This is a genomic window from Sulfitobacter sp. 1A12056, assembly GCF_043558125.1.
GTDB lineage: Bacteria > Pseudomonadota > Alphaproteobacteria > Rhodobacterales > Rhodobacteraceae > Sulfitobacter > Sulfitobacter faviae.
Window position 1 is genome coordinate 1 of the sequence record NZ_JBIFFY010000010.1, and the last position, 20069, is coordinate 20069.

Annotated in this window: 22 protein-coding genes; 10 read left to right on the forward strand and 12 right to left on the reverse strand. The window is 61.6% G+C overall.

The features are described from left to right. The first annotated feature begins 193 nt into the window (after positions 1-193). Both ACGYLD_RS15715 and ACGYLD_RS15720 read left to right on the forward strand, forming a co-directional pair. A complete protein-coding gene (locus ACGYLD_RS15715; RefSeq protein WP_394403172.1) occupies positions 194-1813 on the forward strand; it encodes an ATP-binding protein in 1620 nt (539 codons plus the stop codon). Between the two features lie 23 nt (positions 1814-1836). Continuing rightward, on the forward strand, positions 1837-2265 hold the full coding sequence (locus ACGYLD_RS15720) for a response regulator (RefSeq protein WP_067267334.1): 429 nt from the start codon (positions 1837-1839) through the stop codon (positions 2263-2265). A 99-nt stretch (positions 2266-2364) separates the two neighbouring features. Here ACGYLD_RS15720 and groL read toward each other — a convergent pair whose 3' ends face one another. From groL to ACGYLD_RS15735, 3 genes are all read right to left on the reverse strand, one after another. Beyond that, positions 2365-4008 carry a chaperonin GroEL gene (gene groL, locus ACGYLD_RS15725; RefSeq protein ID WP_067267336.1) on the reverse strand — a complete coding sequence of 548 codons (1644 nt, stop codon included), beginning with the start codon at positions 4006-4008 and terminating at the stop codon, positions 2365-2367. A gap of 64 nt (positions 4009-4072) precedes the next feature. Beyond that, positions 4073-4360 (reverse strand): co-chaperone GroES, encoded by a 288-nt coding sequence (groES, locus tag ACGYLD_RS15730; protein ID WP_067267338.1) that lies wholly within the window; start codon positions 4358-4360, stop codon positions 4073-4075. Positions 4361-4526: 166 nt separating this feature from the next. Then, on the reverse strand, positions 4527-5207 hold the full coding sequence (locus ACGYLD_RS15735; protein WP_209218266.1) for a DUF2161 domain-containing phosphodiesterase: 681 nt from the start codon (positions 5205-5207) through the stop codon (positions 4527-4529). A gap of 151 nt (positions 5208-5358) precedes the next feature. Between ACGYLD_RS15735 and ACGYLD_RS15740 the strand changes: the two genes are divergently transcribed. The 6 genes from ACGYLD_RS15740 to ACGYLD_RS15765 all read left to right on the forward strand — a co-directional run bounded on the left by ACGYLD_RS15740 (position 5359) and on the right by ACGYLD_RS15765 (position 10229). After that, the gene (locus ACGYLD_RS15740; protein ID WP_271693068.1) at positions 5359-6279 is read left to right on the forward strand and encodes a manganese-dependent inorganic pyrophosphatase; all 921 of its coding nucleotides are present in this window, start codon (positions 5359-5361) and stop codon (positions 6277-6279) included. Between the two features lie 48 nt (positions 6280-6327). Next, a complete protein-coding gene (locus ACGYLD_RS15745) occupies positions 6328-7200 on the forward strand; it encodes a TIGR01459 family HAD-type hydrolase (protein WP_271693067.1) in 873 nt (290 codons plus the stop codon). Between the two features lie 89 nt (positions 7201-7289). Next, positions 7290-7733: a MaoC family dehydratase gene (locus ACGYLD_RS15750; protein WP_067267345.1), complete on the forward strand. Its 444-nt coding sequence runs from the start codon at positions 7290-7292 to the stop codon at positions 7731-7733. A 62-nt stretch (positions 7734-7795) separates the two neighbouring features. Continuing rightward, complete coding sequence (locus ACGYLD_RS15755) at positions 7796-8728, forward strand: bifunctional riboflavin kinase/FAD synthetase (protein WP_271693066.1); 933 nt, start codon at positions 7796-7798, stop codon at positions 8726-8728. After that, entirely contained in the window at positions 8725-9195 is a 471-nt protein-coding gene (locus ACGYLD_RS15760; protein WP_067262747.1) for a YcgN family cysteine cluster protein, read from the forward strand. The genes ACGYLD_RS15755 and ACGYLD_RS15760 overlap by 4 nt, the downstream gene beginning before the upstream one ends. After that, positions 9195-10229 carry a low specificity L-threonine aldolase gene (locus tag ACGYLD_RS15765; protein WP_271693065.1) on the forward strand — a complete coding sequence of 345 codons (1035 nt, stop codon included), beginning with the start codon at positions 9195-9197 and terminating at the stop codon, positions 10227-10229. Before ACGYLD_RS15760 ends, ACGYLD_RS15765 begins: the two co-directional genes overlap by 1 nt. Before the next feature lie 4 nt (positions 10230-10233). On the opposite strand, the gene ACGYLD_RS15770 is transcribed toward ACGYLD_RS15765, so the two are convergent. Next, positions 10234-11031 carry an alpha/beta fold hydrolase gene (locus ACGYLD_RS15770; protein ID WP_394403175.1) on the reverse strand — a complete coding sequence of 266 codons (798 nt, stop codon included), beginning with the start codon at positions 11029-11031 and terminating at the stop codon, positions 10234-10236. Then, the gene (locus tag ACGYLD_RS15775; protein WP_067262740.1) at positions 11028-11624 is read right to left on the reverse strand and encodes a 2-hydroxychromene-2-carboxylate isomerase; all 597 of its coding nucleotides are present in this window, start codon (positions 11622-11624) and stop codon (positions 11028-11030) included. The genes ACGYLD_RS15770 and ACGYLD_RS15775 overlap by 4 nt, the downstream gene beginning before the upstream one ends. A 102-nt stretch (positions 11625-11726) precedes the next feature. Here ACGYLD_RS15775 and ACGYLD_RS15780 point away from each other — a divergent pair, with 102 nt between their 5' ends. Beyond that, positions 11727-12746: a ribose-phosphate pyrophosphokinase gene (locus tag ACGYLD_RS15780; protein ID WP_067262737.1), complete on the forward strand. Its 1020-nt coding sequence runs from the start codon at positions 11727-11729 to the stop codon at positions 12744-12746. 76 nt (positions 12747-12822) lie between these two features. Here ACGYLD_RS15780 and ACGYLD_RS15785 read toward each other — a convergent pair whose 3' ends face one another. From ACGYLD_RS15785 to ACGYLD_RS15815, 7 genes are all read right to left on the reverse strand, one after another. After that, positions 12823-13173, reverse strand: coding sequence for an H-type lectin domain-containing protein (locus ACGYLD_RS15785; RefSeq protein ID WP_067262736.1), 351 nt, complete (start codon positions 13171-13173; stop codon positions 12823-12825). Positions 13174-13283: 110 nt separating this feature from the next. After that, positions 13284-13724, reverse strand: coding sequence for a F0F1 ATP synthase subunit epsilon (locus ACGYLD_RS15790; RefSeq protein ID WP_271693063.1), 441 nt, complete (start codon positions 13722-13724; stop codon positions 13284-13286). Between the two features lie 12 nt (positions 13725-13736). Then, the gene (gene atpD / locus ACGYLD_RS15795) at positions 13737-15161 is read right to left on the reverse strand and encodes a F0F1 ATP synthase subunit beta (protein WP_271693062.1); all 1425 of its coding nucleotides are present in this window, start codon (positions 15159-15161) and stop codon (positions 13737-13739) included. A gap of 18 nt (positions 15162-15179) precedes the next feature. Then, positions 15180-16061 carry a F0F1 ATP synthase subunit gamma gene (locus ACGYLD_RS15800; RefSeq protein WP_271693060.1) on the reverse strand — a complete coding sequence of 294 codons (882 nt, stop codon included), beginning with the start codon at positions 16059-16061 and terminating at the stop codon, positions 15180-15182. 15 nt (positions 16062-16076) lie between these two features. Continuing rightward, on the reverse strand, positions 16077-17615 hold the full coding sequence (gene atpA, locus ACGYLD_RS15805) for a F0F1 ATP synthase subunit alpha (protein WP_209218275.1): 1539 nt from the start codon (positions 17613-17615) through the stop codon (positions 16077-16079). Next, entirely contained in the window at positions 17616-18176 is a 561-nt protein-coding gene (locus ACGYLD_RS15810) for a F0F1 ATP synthase subunit delta (protein WP_394403223.1), read from the reverse strand. It abuts the gene before it with no gap. 294 nt (positions 18177-18470) lie between these two features. Continuing rightward, on the reverse strand, positions 18471-19217 hold the full coding sequence (locus tag ACGYLD_RS15815) for a class I SAM-dependent methyltransferase (RefSeq protein ID WP_067262215.1): 747 nt from the start codon (positions 19215-19217) through the stop codon (positions 18471-18473). Between the two features lie 63 nt (positions 19218-19280). Between ACGYLD_RS15815 and gloB the strand changes: the two genes are divergently transcribed. After that, positions 19281-20048, forward strand: a complete 768-nt coding sequence (gene gloB / locus ACGYLD_RS15820; protein WP_394403178.1) for a hydroxyacylglutathione hydrolase — start codon at positions 19281-19283, stop codon at positions 20046-20048. The last annotated feature ends 21 nt before the right edge of the window (positions 20049-20069 follow it).

Genomic DNA, 20069 nt, shown 5'->3' on the forward strand with positions numbered 1-20069 from the left:
CGCTCAGTGAACGAGCAACACCAGCTATGAAGAAGCAGGTGGACGCCAGCTCCTACACCACTCCCCGGGACACTACCTAAATCAGCAAGGTACCACCGCTTCGCCATCAGTCCTTGGGCAGGAAATCGAGACAAAAATCAGCAAAATCTCCAAACTTCTAGATGACTTATCGACGTCCGAGATCGCGCCCCCCTTGGCCGCCCGGCTGGAACAGCGTCTGCAGATGGCACGGCGTGCGACGGATGCGACAGTAGTCAGCCTTCAGGAGATGCGGCGCGCAGAGGCGCAAATCGTCTCAACCCTCGATTCTGTCGAGCAAATTCAAGAGCAAAGTCACCTCATTATCGACGAGCTGGCCTATCGGCTTTCCAGGCAGACCGAAGCTGTTCTGGACGAACCCTTTGGGATTTCGAGTTCCGGCCAGCTTCAAAATCCTACGTCCCGCTTTCCCGAATTGCTGTTAAGTGCGGTCAATTTGAATGACATTCGGCTCAGTCTCGACACGCTGATCAATATCGTCATGTCGCAAGGGCTACAGAACCAACCCCTTCAACTCGAGCGTGCGAAACTACTTGTCGACGAACATTTTCAGGATGCCATAACCCGCTTACCGCGCATTCACGAGACAGCAAGCAGGCGGTCACTTGCCCGCCAAATTGACGCGTTGCGCGACCTGCTGCTGCGTGCCGAAACAGGGTTCTTTGCCCATACAACGGCCCGCCTGCGGTTCCATAATAGCTTCGAAAGGCTGCAAGCCGAACACCTTCCCATGATCGTGGAAATTTCCGATATCTCCTCCGATCTGACCCAGAATACCCTAGAGCGGGTGGATGCTGCGACGCAGGCCCTGCGTGATACCATCAACCAAGTCATTTGGACCGTGGGTCTCACCATGGCCTGCGCCTTTCTCGTGATTGCGATGGCAAACGGCTTGGTTATCGAACGGCAGTTTAACCGCCGGATCAGACGCTTGACCGATTCCGTGACCGCGATTGCTCGGGGGGATCTCGACCATCCGATTACCGTGAGAGGGCGGGACGAACTTGGAGAGATGGCGCGCGCATTGACCGTCTTCCGCACCACGGCGGAGGAGCTTCGGCGCTCGAATATCGAGTTGGAAAAATTCGCCTATGTCGCTGCGCACGACCTGCGGTCGCCCCTCCGGGCGGTGCATGAATTGAGCCTTTGGGTGCTGGAGGACGAGGACAACGCGCTAAGTGCCGAAAGCCGAAGCTATTTGCTGATGTCTCAACAGCGGATCGACCGGCTAAACCGTCTTTTGGCCGATCTGTTGGACTACGCCCGCGCAGGGCAGGACCAACCTGCGTCGGAGCCCGTGCATCTTGGCCGCTTGGTGACGGAGCTCGCTCGCTACATTGATACCGAAGGCCGTTTCAAAATCACCTTTACCGGGGCGGAGCAGGTCGTCGACGCGCAGCTCACACCCTTGCAGCAAATCTTGGGCAATCTCATCTCGAATGCGATCAAGCACCATGACCGGGATCATGGGACGATCCATATCAGTGCACAACGTCGGCAGAACCACCTTGTCTTGACCGTCCGCGATGATGGGCCGGGTATAGAGCTTCGGCATCAGCAAAAGATATTTGAACTCTTTCAAACCCTTAAACCCCGCGATGAGGTTGAGGGGAGCGGCTTGGGCCTCGCCATCGTAAGCAAGCTTGCGGCCCACCAAAAAGGCAAGGTCACGCTATTTTCCGACCCTGACAAAGGGCGCGGCGCGACCTTTGTGGTTGAGCTTCCACTGGCACCACAAGCACATCAATTCCTGCCCGTGGCGGCCGCAGCGTGACAGAAGTCGGAAAGGAATATCGGATGAAAACGACGCCCGCGAAATTTCTTATCGTCGATGACGACAAAGTCAGCGTGATGGCCATGCAACGGGCGATGCGCAAATTGAAAATCGTCAATGAGACGGCGGTTTGCCATGACGGCCAGCAGGCGCTTGAGTTTCTGGCGGAGGAGGTGAAGCGGCACGGGCGATTGCCGCCTTACATCATCACGCTCGACCTCAATATGCCGCGCATGGGCGGGCTTGAGTTCTTGGAGGTCGTTCGGGCCGATCCCGCCTTGGAGCGTATGGTGGTTTTCGTCTTCACCACCTCCGACATGCCCACGGATGTGCAATCGGCCTATAGCAAGAATGTCGCGGGCTATATCGTGAAGGAGAACCCGTCAGAGACCTTTGCCAATGCGCTCGACATGCTTAATACCTACGCGCGGATTGTGGAGCTGCCCAGTTAGCCCGATGAGAACCGGTTAACCGCCAGTCAAAGCCCCCCGAAATGAAAAGAGGCGCGCCATTGCTGGCGCGCCTCCGGAACCTTAGCCGAAAGGGCTGGCTTACATCATGCCGCCCATGCCGCCCATGTCGGGCATGCCGCCTGCGGGGGCTGCGCCCTCTTTGGCGGGCTTGTCGGCAACCATCGCTTCGGTGGTGATCAGCAGACCTGCGATCGAAGCTGCGTCTTGCAGTGCGGTGCGCACCACTTTCGCCGGGTCGATGACGCCGAAGGAGAACATGTCGCCATATTCTTCGGTCTGTGCGTTGAAGCCGAACTTCAGGTCGTCGCTTTCGCGGATTTTGCCGGCCACAACCGAACCGTCCACACCGGCGTTCTCAGCGATTTGACGCAGCGGTGCTTCCAGCGCCTTGCGGACGATGGAGATACCGACGTTCTGGTCGTTGTTGTCGCCTGTGAGGCCTTCCAGCTTCTTGGCGCCTTGAACCAGAGCCACACCACCGCCAACGACGATGCCTTCTTGAACAGCGGCACGTGTCGCGTTCAGCGCGTCATCGACGCGGTCTTTGCGCTCTTTCACTTCGACTTCGGTCATGCCGCCAACGCGGATCACGGCAACACCGCCTGCCAGTTTGGCAACGCGCTCTTGCAGCTTCTCGCGGTCGTAGTCGGAGGTGGTCTCTTCGATCTGGTTGCGGATCTGGGCCACGCGGGCTTCGATCTCGGCCTTCTCGCCAGCACCGTCGACGACGGTTGTCTCGTCCTTAGTGATGGAGACCTTCTTGGCCGAACCCAGCATGTCCATGGTCACGGACTCGAGCTTCATGCCGAGGTCTTCGGAGATCACTTGACCACCGGTCAGGATCGCGAGGTCTTGCAGCATCGCTTTGCGACGGTCACCGAAGCCCGGTGCCTTCACAGCAGCAATTTTCAGACCGCCACGCAGCTTGTTCACGACGAGGGTCGCCAGGGCTTCGCCCTCGACGTCTTCGGCGATGATCAGCAGCGGCTTCTGGGACTGGATCACCTGCTCGAGCAGCGGCACCATCGGCTGAAGGCTCGACAGTTTTTTCTCGTGCAGCAGGATGATCGCGTCTTCCAGCTCGACAGTCATCTTGTCGGAGTTAGTGACGAAATAGGGGCTCAGGTAGCCACGGTCGAACTGCATGCCTTCGACGACATCGGTCTCGGTTTCCAGACCTTTGTTCTCTTCGACGGTGATCACACCTTCGTTGCCGACTTTCTGCATCGCGTCCGCGATCTGGCGGCCGATTTCACGCTCGCCGTTGGCGGAGATGGTGCCAACCTGCGCGACTTCGTCGCTATCGGACACGTCGCGTGCGGCGGCTTTGATCGCGTCGACGACCTTCGCAGTTGCCAGATCGATGCCGCGCTTGAGGTCCATCGGGTTCATGCCAGCGGCAACCGATTTCATGCCTTCGCGCACGATGGCTTGGGCCAGAACGGTCGCGGTGGTGGTGCCGTCACCGGCTTCGTCGTTGGTCCGGGAAGCGACTTCCTTGACCATCTGCGCGCCCATGTTTTCGAACTTGTCTTCCAGTTCGATTTCCTTCGCCACGGATACACCGTCTTTGGTGATGCGCGGTGCGCCGAAGGATTTGTCCAGAACCACGTTCCGGCCTTTGGGGCCGAGTGTGACTTTCACCGCATCGGCAAGGATGTTCACACCCTTGAGCATCCGGTTGCGGGCATCGGTGTCAAATTTGACGTCCTTAGCAGCCATGTTGTCTTCTCCTAAAATCTTGGATTGATGTGAGCGTCTTCAAAGGGTCGGCAAGCCAGGTGGCTTACGCGATGATCCCCATGATGTCGCTTTCTTTCATCATCAGCATTTCTTCGCCGTCGACGGTGACCTCTGTGCCGGACCACTTGCCGAACAGGATTTTGTCGCCGGGTGCGACGGCCATTTCGATCAGCTCGCCGTTGTCTTTGCGGGCGCCGGTGCCGACAGCCACGACTTCACCTTCGGAAGGCTTTTCCTTGGCGGAATCGGGGATGATCAGCCCGCCGGCGGTTTTCTCTTCGCTTTCTGTGCGCTTGACCAGCACACGGTCATGAAGCGGTTTCAATGCCATCTTTGCAGCTCCTTAAGGCTCAAAGTTACTCTTCCAAGCCACCCCCTCCGGGCGAGGGGTGCAGCCGTTAGCACTCGACCCATGTGAGTGATAACGATGCATAGCTAAGGAGCGGCCCGCGGCCTGTCAACAACGGCGTTGAAAAATTTTTAGCGCATTGGAACCATCATTCGGCCCCCAAAATGCGCCCCGCAGTCGCAACGGCCTCGGCCCCCTTTGGGGTCAGCCCGTATATGCCTTTGTCGACCTTTTCAAACCAACCATAGTGATCGTCCCGCATCATGCGGGTCGCCGCCGAGACGCCTGTCGCGCGGGCCACATCCGCGCCTTTGCTGGCGCCCGCTTCGAACAGATAAACCGCGAGCTTCAGCGCATCCTGTCGGTAAGCCGTCACCAACCCCGCCCGGGTCTGGCCGCCGTCGTTCGGATCGCCCTGCCGCCGGGCAAACTCTCGCAAGAGCAGCGCTGCCCGTTTGGCATTCTTGCGCGGCGCATAGGGGCCGGGATCGCAATGCACCTCGACCAGCCCATCCGACAGCCGTACGGTGATCAGCCCCAGCCCCAGCCGCCGGGCCAGCGTGACGTTGTCCTTCACCGCTTTGGCAAAGCGCTTTCCCGGTTGGCGCGCCACAGCAAGGTAGACATCATCCGCCACTTTCAGCCGCGCCAGACATTGGTGGAACAGGGCCAGCGAAAAGCCGAGCTTCAACTCGACCACTACCGGCGGCTCTGCCCCGCGCACGGCCACCACATCCGCCGCGCCGACCTCGGCCTTCACCACATAGCCCTGATCCTCAAGGAAGGCTTTGATCGGCGGGTAAAGATCGGTTTCGCGCGGATTGCTCATGGCGCGCAACTTGCCCCATCGCGCGGCGCTATGCAAAGGGCGGCAGCGGCTGAAAGTGCCGCGCAATGCCGCATTGCAGCGCGCGCAGGTGACAAGCCTATTCAACCTGCTATAAGGCGCGCAAATCCACCCGAACAGACAGGACCGCCCCATGACAACGCTTGTTTTTGGCCATAAATCCCCCGACACCGACAGCACCGGCAGCCCGATCGTTTGGGCGTGGTATCTCAATGAGATCAAAGGCATCCCCGCCAAACCCGTCCTGCTGGGCGAGCCGAATACCGAAGCGCTGTTCATGCTCGACAAATGGGACCTCGAAAAGCCCGAAATCCTGACCGAGCTTGAAGCCGACACCAAGGTTGTCATTGTCGACACCAACAACCCCGCCGAACTGCCCGACAACATCAACGATGCCGACATCACCGGCATCATCGACCACCACCGTCTGGTGGCGGGGCTTGAGACACGCGGCCCGATCGAGATCAACATCCAGCCGCTCGCCTGCACCGCGACGATCATGTACAAGATGATCGGCAAGGATTGGGCGCAGGCCCCGCGCGGTGTGAAGGCCGCGGCCCTGTCGTGCATCCTGTCGGACACGCTTGAGTTCCGCAGCCCGACCACCACCCAAGAAGACCGCGCCATCGCCCATGACATCGCGCAGGATCTCGGCGTCGATATCACGGATTATGCGACCGAAATGTTCGCCGCGAAATCCGATGTGTCCTCCTTCAGCGAAGCGGAACTGCTGCGCATGGACAGCAAGGGCTTCGACCTTGATGGTACCAACCTGCGCGTGAGCGTGTTGGAAACCACCTCCCCCGCGCCGCTGCTCGAGCGTAAGGACGCGCTGATGGCCGAGATGCCCAAAGTGGCCGAAGCCGACGGTGCCGCGCAGGTGCTTTTGTTCATCGTCGACATTCTGAAAGAAGAGGCGACGCTCTTGGTGCCCAACGACATGGTCAAACATATCGCCGAGCAGAGCTTCGGCGCTGAGGTCTCCGGCGACACGGTCGTGCTGCCCGGTGTGATGAGCCGCAAAAAGCAGATCATCCCGAACCTCAAGATGTAAGCCAATCGGGCGGGCCAAGTGCCCGCCTCACTTTTTGAAAGGCCGCCCATGACCCGCATTATCTCTGCTCTGCCCGACGTATCCGATCAATATGACGCGCTTTTCGTCGATCTTTGGGGCTGCGTGCATGATGGGCGCAAAGCGCTGCCCGCGGCGGTGGCGGCCTTGCAGGCCTATCGCAAGACCGGCGGCAAGGTCGTCTTGGTCACCAACTCCCCCCGCCCCCGCGAAGGCGTGGAGAAACAGTTGCAGCAATTCGGCGTGCCGCAAGACGCATGGGACAGCATCGCAACCTCCGGCGATTCCGCCCGGTCGGCGATGTTCCGGGGGGCCGTGGGCGAAAAGGTCTGGTTCATCGGCCATCCCGGAGAGCGCAAGTTTTTCGAGCCGCTGACCATTCTGAAAGACCCGGTCGAGATCGAGACCGTCCCGCTGGCGCAGGCCGAGGGGATCGTCTGCACCGGCCCCGTCGACGCCATGGCCGATCCGGAAGTCATGCGCCCCGAATTTGAGCAGGCCATCGCCCGCGGGCTGAAGCTGCTCTGCGCCAACCCCGATATCGTGGTCGACCGGGGCGAGGTACGCGAATGGTGCGCCGGGGCGCTGGCTGCGCTCTATACGGAAATGGGGGGCGAAAGCCTCTATTTCGGCAAGCCGCATGCCCCGATCTATGACCTCGCCCGCCGCCGTCTTGACGCGCTTGAGGTCGACATCCCCGACAATCGCATCCTCGCCATCGGCGACGGCATCCTGACGGATGTCAAAGGCGCAATGGACGAAGGCATCGATTCGCTCTTCATCACCGGGGGGCTGGCCGCCGCGGAAACCGCTACGACCGAGCAGCCTGACGAAGCCAAGCTCCGCGCCTATCTCGACCGCGAGGCATCGGCCCCGACCTATGCCATCGGATTCCTACGCTAACCCAGAAAGAGCTTGATTTTCTGCGTCTGCGAAGTAATAAAGTTGCAACTCGACGCAGCTTAGCGTCACTTTGTTACCAAGGAGCCGTCATGTTGGACAATATGCCACGCGGGACGATCTGCATCGAAGATATCGAAATCGGCATGTCGCGCCATCTGCGCAAGGTCGTGACCGATATGGATATCGAACTTTTCGCGCAGGTCTCGACCGACCGCAACCCGGTGCATCTGGATGACGACTATGCCCGCGAAACGATATTCGAGGGGCGCATCGCCCATGGGATGCTGACCGCCGGGCTGATCTCGGCGGTGATCGGGGAACAGCTGCCCGGTCATGGCACGATCTACCTTGGGCAATCGCTCAAATTCCTCGGCCCCGTGCGCCCCGGCGATATGGTGCTGGCCGAAGTCACCGTGACCGACATGGACATCGCCAAACGCCGCGTGAAAATGGACTGCCGCTGTACGGTCGACGGCAAACCCGTGCTGGCCGGAGAGGCCACGGTGCTGGCGCCCTCGGCCAAGCTTGACTGAGCGGGCAGTTTTCGCCGCCCGTGCATCTTGCTCTTGCCCCGCTGCACGGCTAGGCAAGGCGCATGCGGATCATCCGAGATTATCAATTCGTCGACCTGCCATATCGCGGTGCCACCGCCGCGATCGGCAATTTCGATGGCGTCCACCTTGGCCACCGGTCGGTGATCGAACTGGCGCAGCAGGCGGCCCCCGACGCGCCGCTTGGCGTCGTCACCTTTGAGCCGCATCCCCGCGAATATTTCGCCCCCGACGCCCCGCCCTTTCGCCTGATGGGGCGCGAAGCCCGCGCGCACCGGCTGGAGAAGATCGGCGTCAAACGGCTCTATGAACTGGCCTTCAACAGCACGCTTGCGGGCCTCTCGCCCGAGGCTTTTGCCCGCGACGTGCTCCACGAAGGGCTGGGGCTGGCCCATGTGGTCGTCGGCGCTGACTTCTGCTTTGGCAAGGGCCGCGAAGGCACGGCTGAGGATCTGGTCCGCTTCGGCGTGCAATATGACTTTGGCGTCACCATTGCCCCGCTGATGGCGCGTGATGAGCTGACCGTGTCGTCGACCGCCATCCGCGAAGCACTGACCCGCGGCGCGCCGCGCGAGGCCGCCGCCATGCTGGGCCATTGGCACCGTATTGACGGGCCCGTTATCTCGGGCGAGCAGCGTGGCCGCGAGTTGGGCTTTCCCACCGCGAATATGTCCATCGACGGCCTGCACCCGCCCGCCTTTGGCGTCTATGCCGTGCTGGTTGACGTGCTGGAGGGGCCGCATAAGGGCAGCTATCACGGTGCGGCCAGCATCGGCACCCGTCCGATGTTCGGTGAGAACAAAGCCAATATCGAGACCTATGTCTTTGACTTCAAAGGCGACCTTTATGGCGCGCCGCTCTCGGTCGGGCTGGTCGAACATCTGCGCGGCGAAGAGAAGTTTGACAGCCTCGATGCGCTGATCGCCCAGATGGGGCAGGACTGCGACCGCGCCCGGACCATTCTGGCGGCGTTATGAGCGATCCGATCCCCCGCAAGGGCCTGACCCCGAAGTTCTGGGAGAAGAAACCCCTGACGGAAATGTCCCAGACCGAATGGGAAGCGCTCTGCGACGGTTGCGGCAAATGCTGCCTCAACAAGCTCGAAGACGAAGACAGCGGCGAAGTGGCCCTGACCCGCGTCGCCTGTCGCCTGCTCGACGACAGCAGCTGCCGCTGCGTGCATTACGAGAACCGGCATGAATTCGTGCCCGATTGCATCGTGCTGCGCCCCGACAACCTTGATACCCACGCCTATTGGATGCCGCAGACCTGCGCTTACCGCCTGCTGTGGGAGGGCAAGCCCCTGCCCGAGTGGCACCCGCTCAAGACCGGCACGCCGGACAGCGTGCATGACGCCGGGGTCAGCGTGCAATTTGATACCGTGTCTGAATTTGATACCCCGTTCGAAGAATGGGAAGACCATATTATCGAGGAGCCCACCTGATGTTTTTCGCCTCTGACAACGCCGGTCCCGTCCACCCCAAGGTGATGGAGCGCGTGATCGCCGCCAATACCGATTACGCGATGCCCTACGGCAAAGACCCGATCATGGATGAGGTCCGCGACCAAATCAGGCAGCAGTTCGAGGCACCAGAAGCCGAGGTCTACCTCGTTGCCACCGGCACCGCGGCCAATGCGCTGGCGCTGGCCTGCTACACCCAGCCGTGGCAGACGATCTTCTGTTCCAAGGTCGCGCATATCGAAGAGGATGAGTGCAACGCGCCCGAGTTCTACGCAGGTGCGGCCAAGCTGACGCTGGTAGAGACCGAAGACAAGATGACTCCCAAGGCGCTGCGCCGCGCCATCGTCGCGCGGGTGGCGGGCGACGTGCACACGCCGCAACGCGGTCCGGTGTCGATCACGCAAGTCACAGAACGCGGCGGGGTGCACAGCCTTGAAGAGCTGCGCGCGCTGACCGCGGTGGCCAAGGAATACGACCTGCCCGTCCATATGGACGGCGCGCGTTTTGCCAATGCGCTAGTGGCCTTGGGCTGCACCCCGGCTGAGATGACGTGGAAATCGGGCGTCGATGTGGTGAGCTTTGGCGGCACCAAGAACGGCTGCATGGGTGTCGAAGCCGTGGTCTTCTTCGACCCCAAGAAGGCGTGGGAGTTCGAGTTGCGCCGCAAGCGCGGGGCGCATCTCTTCTCCAAACATCGGTATCTCTCGGCCCAGATGGCGGGCTACCTTGCAGATAGCACATGGCTGGAAACGGCCAAAGCGGCCAATGCCAATGCGGCCCATCTTGCCCAAGGGCTGCGCGCGGCGGGGGCGGAATTCCTGCATGAGCCTGCGGCGAACATGATCTTCGCCCGCTTCCCCCGCGCCATCCACCGCAAGCTGCATGAAGCGGGCGCGCGCTATTATCTGTGGGACGGCACGCTGGACGGTGATGATGACGAGATGGTCGCGGCGCGTATGGTCTGCGACTGGTCAATCAGCCGTGAGCAGATCGACCAGTTCCTAAGCCACTTCTAAACGCTCACGCCAGCGGCACGTCGTTCAGGAAATCACGGATCGCCTCGGCGACCTCGGCGGCATGGGTGATGGGCACCATATGCCCTGCCCCCTCGACCGAGACGCGCCGCGCGTCCGGCAAGCGGCGCATCAGCGACGCGTTGATCGCATGGGCCGCTTTGGGAGAGGCGCTGCCTTCGACCAAAAGCGCGGGCATCGACGCACGGTCGAACATGCCCGGCGCCAGCAAGCCAGCGCTATCCTCGCCCAAGAAGGGCGAAGAGGCGGGGATGAAGCCGATGCGATCGACCATATAGGCGCGGGTCGGCTCGGGGATTTGATCCCATTTCGTGCCATCGCCCCAAACCCGGTTGAAGAGCCGCGCGGCGGTTTCCGCGTCGCCTTCGGCCAAAGCCGCCTCAAAGGCCGCGTTCTGTTCGTTGTATTCGGCCATCGCCTCGGGGTCATCCTGTTTGGCGGCGGCGAAATAGACCGGCTCGATCAGTGTGATGCTGCGCACCAGTTCGGGATGTTCAATCGCCAACCGCATCGCCACGGTTGCGCCAAAGGAATGGCCGATCAGGTCCATCGGCGCTTCGAGCAGGCTCAGCGCCATCTCGGTCGCCACGTCGTGGATATTCCCCTGCCCGTCCCAATCGCCCGACCGCCCGTGCATCGGCAGATCGAAGGCGCGGAGGGTCAGCTCATCCGACAGCGCCGCCCCGATGCCCCGCCAAGCGCCGGAATGCGCCAGCGAGCAATGGATCGCCAAGGCCGGGCGCGGACCGTGACCAAAACGGCGCGCGTTAATCTCTGGAATCACAGCTTGCCCCCGAGGTGCAGATCGAGGTCTTCTAAACGGTCCTGCCCCCAGAACTTCTGATCCCCGACGATATAGAAAGGCGCGCCAAAGACGCCCTGCGCCACAGCCTCTTCAAGGTTCGCGGCATAGGTTTCGGCCCCCTGCAACAACCCGCTGTCAGCCAGCGCGGGATCGAACCCTGCCTCACTCAGACAGGCGCGGACCACATCGTCATGGCCGATGTCCTTTTCCTCGGCCCAGACGGCGCGGGTGATGGCATGTGTCAGCTTGCCCAAATCACCCCCGCCCGCGTTCTGCGCCGCGATCACCGCATAGGCCGCGGGCGCGCCATTCGTCGGCCAATGCGCGGGCTTAAGGTTGAACGGCAGGCCCAGCTTGCGCGCCTGCCGCGGCAGGTCTTGGGCGCGGTATTCATTCCGGCTGGGGTGACGCTCTGCCGGGGGCAGCCCGCCGGTACGCGGGAACGCAGCAACGATGTCGAAAGGTTTGTAAACGATCTCGGCCCCGTGCTTTTCGGCAATCGCCTCAAGCCGATTCCCGGCGAGGTAGCAATAGGGTGACAGCGTTGCGAAAAAATAGTCGATCCGGGCCATTTGGCTCTCCTTCGGGGGCGGTGCAGCTTTGCCCGACCGTAAGCGCATGCTAAGCGGTGTCAACGTCACGAATCTGCAACCTACCGCTGCCCCGGAGCTCCTATGCCACGCACTTCAGAACCTAAACTGATCTCAGGCAATGCCAATATGCCGCTTGCCAAGGCCATCGCGCGGCGCATGTCGCTGCACCGCGGCGTCAATGTCGGCCTTGTCGATGCACGGGTCGAACGGTTCAACGACGGCGAGATTTTCGTCGAGGTTTATGAGAACGTGCGCGGCGAGGATATGTTCATCATCCAGCCCACGTCGAACCCCGCGAACGACAACCTGATGGAACTGATGATCATGGCCGACGCGCTGCGCCGATCCTCTGCCGCGCGGGTCACTGCCGTGCTGCCCTATTTTGGCTACGCCCGTCAGGACCGCCGCACCAAGGCGCGCACGCCGATCACCGCCAAGATGGTCGCCAACATGCTGACCGGCAGCGGGATCGAGCGGATCCTGACCATGGACCTGCACGCCGCGCAGATCCAAGGTTTCTTCGACATTCCGGTCGACAACCTCTACGCCTCCCCGATCTTTGCGCTGGATATCAAGGACGCTTTCAAAGACCGTATGGATGAGTTGATGGTCGTCAGCCCCGACGTTGGCGGCGTGGCCCGCGCACGCGAACTGGCCAAGCGGATCAACTCCCCCCTGTCGATCGTCGACAAACGCCGCGAGAAAGCGGGCGAAGTGGCCGAGATGACCGTGATCGGCGATGTAAAGGGCAAGACCTGCCTGATCGTGGACGACATCTGCGACACCGCGGGCACGCTCTGCAAAGCCGCCGAAGTGCTGCTTGAGAACGGCGCAAAGGAAGTGCACTCCTACATCACCCACGGCGTCATGTCCGGCCCGGCGGTCGAACGTGTGGCCAATTCGGTAATGAAATCGTTGGTCATCACCGACAGCATCGCGCCGACCCCCGCGGTCAAGAAAGCGCCGAACATCCGCATCGTGCCCACCGCGCCGATGTTCGCCCAAGCGATCCTGAACATCTGGAACGGCACCTCCGTCTCCTCGCTGTTCGAGGCGGAAACGCTGGGCCCGATCTATGACGGGATGTATGCCGCGAGCTAAGCCGCGTGTTGTGATCTAGGGCCGGCCCAAACGGGCCGCCCGCGCCTTCTGGGCCCCTCCCGCCGAAGCGACGGGCCTAGCCGATGACCCAGTCATCCTCCTCCCCCAGTGATCCAATCGCCGTCCAAGCCAGCCGCGCCCGTGCGACGCGGGTGTCTCCCCATGTGCGGAACACCATGTCAAAGCCTGCCTCGGTCACCGCCTCGGCGCAGATGTCGGCGCGGGTGACGGTGCTGGCATCAATGTCCCAAAGCGACATCGTGACCTGAACATGCGGCGGCTCTCGGAAAGGTTCGGAAAAATTGATCCGGCGGCGGCGTTCACGCTGGCCATGGCCCGTCCACATCGAACCGCCGTCTTCGAACTCTGAAAACAGCATGACATCGCCATTATCCACGCCGATGGTATGGCTGCGCAGTCGTTTCATATCCCTAGCCTGCCCGCTTTTTTGTTCACTTCACAATGATGCCGCAGCAGCGAGAGGCAGAAAAGCAAAAAGCCCCGCCGAAGCGGGGCTTTTCACGAATTTTCAACGCATTACAGGTTGGGCTGCTTGCTCGACAGACCGATGTGATCGCCAACGGCAACCATGTCGGCCAGAAGCTTGGCCGCGTCATCCACGGGACCGGGCTCGTTCTCCCAGTTGTCCTTGGCGCGGGTGTAGAGGGCATGCGCCTCTGCCACCATGTCGTCCATCTGCTCCTGCGTCATGTCGGCACGCGCCACGGCACGTTCCGCCAGCACAGACACGCCGCCCTGACCGCCGATTTCGGCGAAGCCGCCGGTCACGACATATTCGGTCGTGCCCTCCGGCCCTTCCACGCGCAGAAGGCCCGGACGCAGGGTGGTGATGGTGGGCGCATGATCGGCCATGGCCGTCATGTCGCCCTCAGTGCCCGGAATCTGCACGGCCGTCACCTGCATCGATGCCAGCCGCCGTTCCGGCGAAACGAGGTCGAATTGCATTGTGTCTGCCATTGTCAGCGCTCCTTAAGCGGCGTCTGCCGCCATTTTCTCGGCTTTCGCCTTCACTTCGTCGATGCCGCCAACCATGTAGAAGGCACCTTCGGGCAGGTGGTCATACTCACCGGCAACCACGGCCTTGAAGGAGGCAATGGTTTCTTCCAGCGGCACCTGAACGCCGTCGGACCCGGTGAAGACTTTCGCCACGTCGAAGGGCTGGCTGAGGAAACGCTCGATCTTACGGGCGCGTGCCACGGTCAGCTTGTCCTCCTCGCTCAACTCGTCCATGCCGAGAATGGCGATGATGTCTTGAAGCGATTTGTAGCGCTGAAGCACCTGCTGCACGTCCGTCGCCACCTTGTAGTGCTCGTCGCCGATGATCAGCGGGTCAAGCAGACGCGAGGTGGAGCCGAGCGGGTCAACCGCAGGGTAGATGCCCTTTTCCGAGATCGAACGGTCGAGAACCGTTGTCGCGTCGAGGTGCGCAAAGGAGGTCGCCGGCGCGGGGTCGGTAAGGTCGTCCGCGGGAACGTAGACGGCCTGAACCGAGGTGATCGAACCGTTCTTGGTCGAAGCAATACGCTCCTGCATCACGCCCATGTCGGTCGCCAGTGTCGGCTGGTAGCCCACGGCCGAAGGAATACGGCCCAGAAGGGCGGACACTTCGGAACCGGCCTGTGTGAAGCGGAAGATGTTGTCGACGAAGAACAGAACGTCGGAACCGGATTCGTCGCGGAACTGCTCGGCCAGTGTCAGGCCGGTCAGGGCGATACGCATACGCGCGCCCGGAGGCTCGTTCATCTGGCCGTAGACCAGCGCAATTTTCGAATCGACGAGGTTATCGGGGACGATAACGCCAGATTCGATCATCTCGTGGTAGAGGTCGTTGCCCTCACGGGTCCGCTCACCCACGCCCGCGAACACGGAAAGACCCGAGTGCACTTTGGCGATGTTGTTGATCAGTTCCATAATGAGAACGGTCTTGCCCACGCCGGCACCGCCGAAGAGGCCAATTTTACCGCCCTTGGTGTAGGGGGCCAGCAGATCGATGACCTTGATGCCGGTGACGAGGATCTCCGTCTCGGTCGACTGGGCCGCGAACTCGGGCGCTTCGCCGTGAATGGCGCGGGAGTTGTCCGCGTTGACCGGGCCCTGCTCGTCCACGGCTTCGCCGGTGACGTTCATGATGCGGCCCAGGGTCGCGTTGCCGACGGGCACGCGGATCTGGTCGCCTGTGTCTGTCACCGCTTGACCGCGCACCAGACCTTCGGTCGCGTCCATCGCAATGGCACGCACAGTGTTTTCGCCAAGGTGCTGCGCCACTTCGAGAACCAGCGTCTTGCCTTGGTTCTCGGTGTGGAGCGCGTTGAGAATCTCGGGCAGGTCGCCCTCGAATTGAACGTCAACGACAGCGCCGATGACCTGTGTAATTTTACCGACAGCTTTTGCCATGTCGTGTCTCCGATTTGCTTACAGCGCTTCCGCGCCGGAAATGATTTCGATCAGCTCGTTGGTGATGACAGCCTGACGCGAGCGGTTGTACTCGATGGTCAGCTTGTCGATCATCTCACCCGCGTTGCGTGTGGCGTTGTCCATCGCCGACATCCGGGCACCCTGTTCGGATGCACCGTTCTCCAGCAGGGCCGAGAAGATCGCCGTGGCGACCCCGCGCGGCAGAAGGTCGGCCAAGACCGCCTCTTCGCTGGGTTCATAGTCGAACAATGTGGACGCTGCGCTGTCGTCGCCTTCTTCGCCGTCGAATTTGGCGGGGATGATCTGCTGCGCCGTCGGCGTCTGCATGACCACGTTGACGAACTTCGCGTAGAAGATCGTCGCCACGTCGAATTCGCCCGCGTCAAAGCGGTTCAGCACGTCCTGCGCGATGTTCTGCGCGTCGCCGTAGCCGATCTTTTTGACTTCGCTGAGGTCAACATGGCCCACCAGATGATCGCCCAGATCGCGGCGCAGCGCGTCGCGGCCTTTCTTACCAACGGTGAGGATTTTCACCTCTTTGCCCTGGGCCAGCAGATCGCGCGCATGGGCCTTGGCCTTCTTCGCGATGTTGCTGTTGAAGCCGCCGCACAGCCCGCGTTCGGCGGTCATGACCACCAGCAGATGCACCTTGTCTTCACCCGTGCCGCTGAGCAGCTTGGGCGCGCTGTCGGAACCGCCGATGCTGGCCGCGAGCCCTGCCATCACGGCATTGAACCGCTCAGAATAGGGACGCGAAGCCTCGGCAGCCTCCTGCGCGCGGCGAAGTTTCGCCGCGGCAACCATTTGCATGGCCTTGGTGATCTTGCGGGTCGATTTGACCGACGAGATCCTGTTCTTCAGGTCCTTGAGATTTGGCATTGCCTTATCTCCCGTTTAAGCGAAGTCGGCGGCGAAACCGTCGATGGCGGCTTTGATCTTCTCTTCCAACTCGCCTTTGACCTTGCGGTCGTTGTTGGTGATGTCCTTGAGAAGGTCGTCGTGCTTGCTGCGCAGATGCGCCAGCAGACCCGCTTCGAAACGGCCGACGTCCGAGATGTCCACCTTGTCGAGATAGCCGTGGGTACCGGCGTAGATCACGCAGACGATTTCGGAGTTGGTCAGCGGCGCGTACTGCGGCTGCTTCATCAGTTCGGTCAGACGCGCACCACGGTTCAGCAGCTGCTGGGTCGCGGCGTCGAGGTCGGAGCCGAACTGGGCGAAGGCCGCCATTTCGCGGTACTGGGCCAGCGACAGTTTCACCGGACCGGCCACCGAGGACATCGCCTTGGTCTGGGCCGAGGAGCCCACGCGGGACACCGACAGACCGGTGTTCACGGCGGGACGGATGCCCTGATAGAACAATTCGGTCTCAAGGAAGATCTGACCGTCGGTGATCGAGATCACGTTGGTCGGAATAAACGCGGAAACGTCGCCACCTTGGGTCTCAATGATCGGCAGCGCGGTCAGAGAGCCGTTCCCGGCCTCATCACCCAGCTTCGCCGAACGCTCGAGCAGGCGGGAGTGGAGGTAGAAAACGTCGCCCGGGTAGGCTTCGCGGCCCGGCGGGCGGCGCAGCAGCAGGGACATCTGACGGTAGGACACGGCCTGCTTGGAAAGGTCATCGTAGATGATCAGCGCGTGGCGGCCATTGTCGCGGAAATGCTCGGCCATCGCGGTGGCGGCATAGGGTGCGAGGAACTGCATCGGCGCGGGCTCGGAAGCAGTCGCAGCCACGACGATGGAGTAGTCGATGGCGCCGGTCTCTTCGAGCTTTTTCACCAGCTGCGCAACGGTCGAGCGCTTCTGGCCGATCGCGACGTAGACGCAGTACATCTTCTTGCTCTCGTCGTCGCCAGCGGCTTCGTTGACCTGAGCTTGGTTCAGCATGGCGTCGAGCGCGACGGCGGTCTTGCCGGTCTGACGGTCGCCAATGATCAGCTCACGCTGGCCACGGCCAATCGGGATCATCGCGTCGACGGACTTGAGGCCAGTGGCCATCGGCTCGTGCACGGATTTACGGGGGATGATGCCCGGTGCCTTCACGTCGGCGATGCCACGCTTGGTGGCGCCGATGGGGCCTTTGCCGTCGATGGGGTTGCCCAGACCGTCAACAACGCGGCCCAGCAGTTCGTCACCGATTGGCACGTCCACGATGGAGTTGGTGCGCTTGACGGTGTCGCCTTCGGTAATGTCGCGGTCGGAGCCGAAGATAACGACACCCACGTTGTCGGCTTCGAGGTTCAGGGCCATGCCCTGAATGCCGCCGGGGAACTCGACCATTTCACCGGCCTGAACGTTGTCCAGACCATAGACGCGGGCGATACCGTCACCGACGGAGAGAACGCGACCCACTTCGGCCACTTCGGTTTCCTGACCGAAATCCTTGATCTGGTCCTTCAGGATCGCAGAAATCTCTGCTGCTTGGATACCCATTTATCCGACCTCTTTCATTACATTCTGGAGGGAATTGAGCTTGGAGCGGATCGAGGTGTCGATCATCTTCGAGCCCACTTTGACGACAAGACCGCCGATGAGGCTTTCATCAACGGTCGCATGAAGTGATACTTTTTTGCCGGTGGAAGCGGTCAGCGATTTCGCCAGCTTGTCCGACTGTGTCTTCGTCAGTGCCTTGGCCGTGGTGACCTCGGCAGTGATTTCGCCTTTGGCTTCGGCAATGGTCTCGCGCAGCGCTTTGACCAGCGCGGGCAGCGCGAACAGGCGGCGTTTTTGCGCCATCAGTTGCAGCGTGTTCGCCATGGTCTTGGTCAGGCCCATCTTTTCGGCCAGCACCTTGATCGCCTGTTCCTGCTCGTCGCGGGTATAGAGCGGCGAAGTGGTCAGGCGGCGAAAATCGTCGCTGTCGTTCAATGCCGCTTCAAGCGCGGTAAGATCGCCCTCGATGGCATCGACCTGATTGGCCTCGCGGGCCAGATCGTACACGGCTGTCGCATAACGTTCCGCGATACCGGTGGAAATGGAAGCAGGTTCGGACACGTCCATCCTCTCGTTCAATAAGCGCCGGATATGCGAAGATGTCGCGTCACCAGCAGTTGGCGCGGCTTGAAGTTACCCAAGACGTCTAAATCAGGGGCGATGTAGCAGACAGGTTCACGCCCGGCAACACAGTATAGGCAGGTAATGTCGCGGCGTGCTGCAATATTGCAAGGGCTGCGGCCTATCGCGGCTCTTTGCCGCAGAAAAATGCCACCCCACTCACCGTTGGAGCGGGCCCACGAATCCAGCCCGCTCGCCCACTGCATGCGCTAAGTCTACAAGGCGCTGAGGCGTTTAGACCGGTTTGGCCTGCGGCTCTGCCATCCCCTCCAACACCCCGATGGCGCGCCTTGCGGTGCTGCGTTGCGGGCGGCCTCGCGGCGGGTAAACCAGTTTCGTGGCCTCCACCAAGATCGCGCCTCCGCCCATCATCGTCGGCATCTGACGTCCGATTTTTTCGAACAAAGGCGCCGATTTCATCCAGATTCGCTGCTGCGACGGGAACTGATAAAGCGCGCCGAGGTGCCGTTCGGGCAGGAACTGATGTTTGCGCAACTGCGTCTCTAACTGCCCCGGCGAATAGGGCCGCCCATAGCCGAAAGGCGTGCGGTCCCGCCGCGCCCACATGCCCGCGCGGCTTGGCACGATGAACAGCGCCTTGCCCCCCGGCCCCAGCACGCGCCAGCATTCGTCGAGCAGTTCACTGGGCCGTTCGGAGGTTTCGAGCCCGTGCATCAGCACCAGCTTATCCACCGCCCCCGTCTCGACCGGCCAAAGCGTCTCTTCCGTCAGGACCGAGGTGTTGGGCATCCCCGCCGGCCAAGGCATCACCCCCTGCGGGCCGGGCATCAAGACCATCACCCGCCGCGCATCCGCCAAATAGGGGCGCAGCAGGGGCGCGGCAAAGCCAAAGCCGACAACGGTCTGACCCTTCGCCTCGGGCCACAACTCCAACAACCGCCCGCGCAGGGATTTCTGCGCCGCACGTCCCAACGCGCTGCGATAATAGAAATTGCGCAGATCCTGTACATCAAGATGCATTGCAGCCCGCCTTGGTGAGTGTCACTCTTACCGGACCATAACAACACAGCGAGGTAAGACGCCATGGCCTTTGATCTGGTCACGATTCCCTGTCTGTCGGACAACTACGCTTTTCTGCTGCGTGACCATGACAGCAGCGCGGTGGCGCTGATCGACGTGCCCGAGGCTGCGCCGATCATGGCAGAGCTTGACCGCCGCGGCTGGACGCTGAGCCAAGTCTGGTTGACCCACCACCACCCCGACCACGTTCAAGGTCTGGCCGAACTGCTGACCCGCTTCCCCGCCGAGGTGATCGGCGCCAAGGCCGACACCCACCGCCTGCCCCCGCTCGACCGCGCGGTGGCCGAGGGTGACAGCATTAAGCTGGGTGCGCTTGAGGCCCAAGTGCTCGACGTATCTGGCCATACCGTCGGCCATATCGCCTTTCATGTGCCCCAAGCCAAGGCGGCCTTTACCGCAGACAGCCTCATGGCGCTCGGCTGCGGCCGCCTCTTTGAAGGCACGCCCGCGCAGATGTGGGAAAGCCTGCAAAAGCTGGCCGCCCTGCCCCGTGACACGACGATCTGCTCGGGCCACGAATACACCGCCGCCAACGCAAAATTCGCCCTGACCGTTGATCCGGACAATGCCGCCCTTATATCAAGGGCCAAGGACATCGACAGCGCCCGTGCCAAGGGGCAGCCGACCGTCCCCTCGTCGCTTTCACTGGAACTAGAAACCAATCCCTTTCTGCGCCCCGCCGACCCGGCAATTCGCGCGACCTTGGGGATGCCAGACGCCACCGACACAGAAGTGTTCACCGAAATCCGCAGGCGAAAAGACCAGTTCTGAGCGCCTGCAATCATGGCTCAA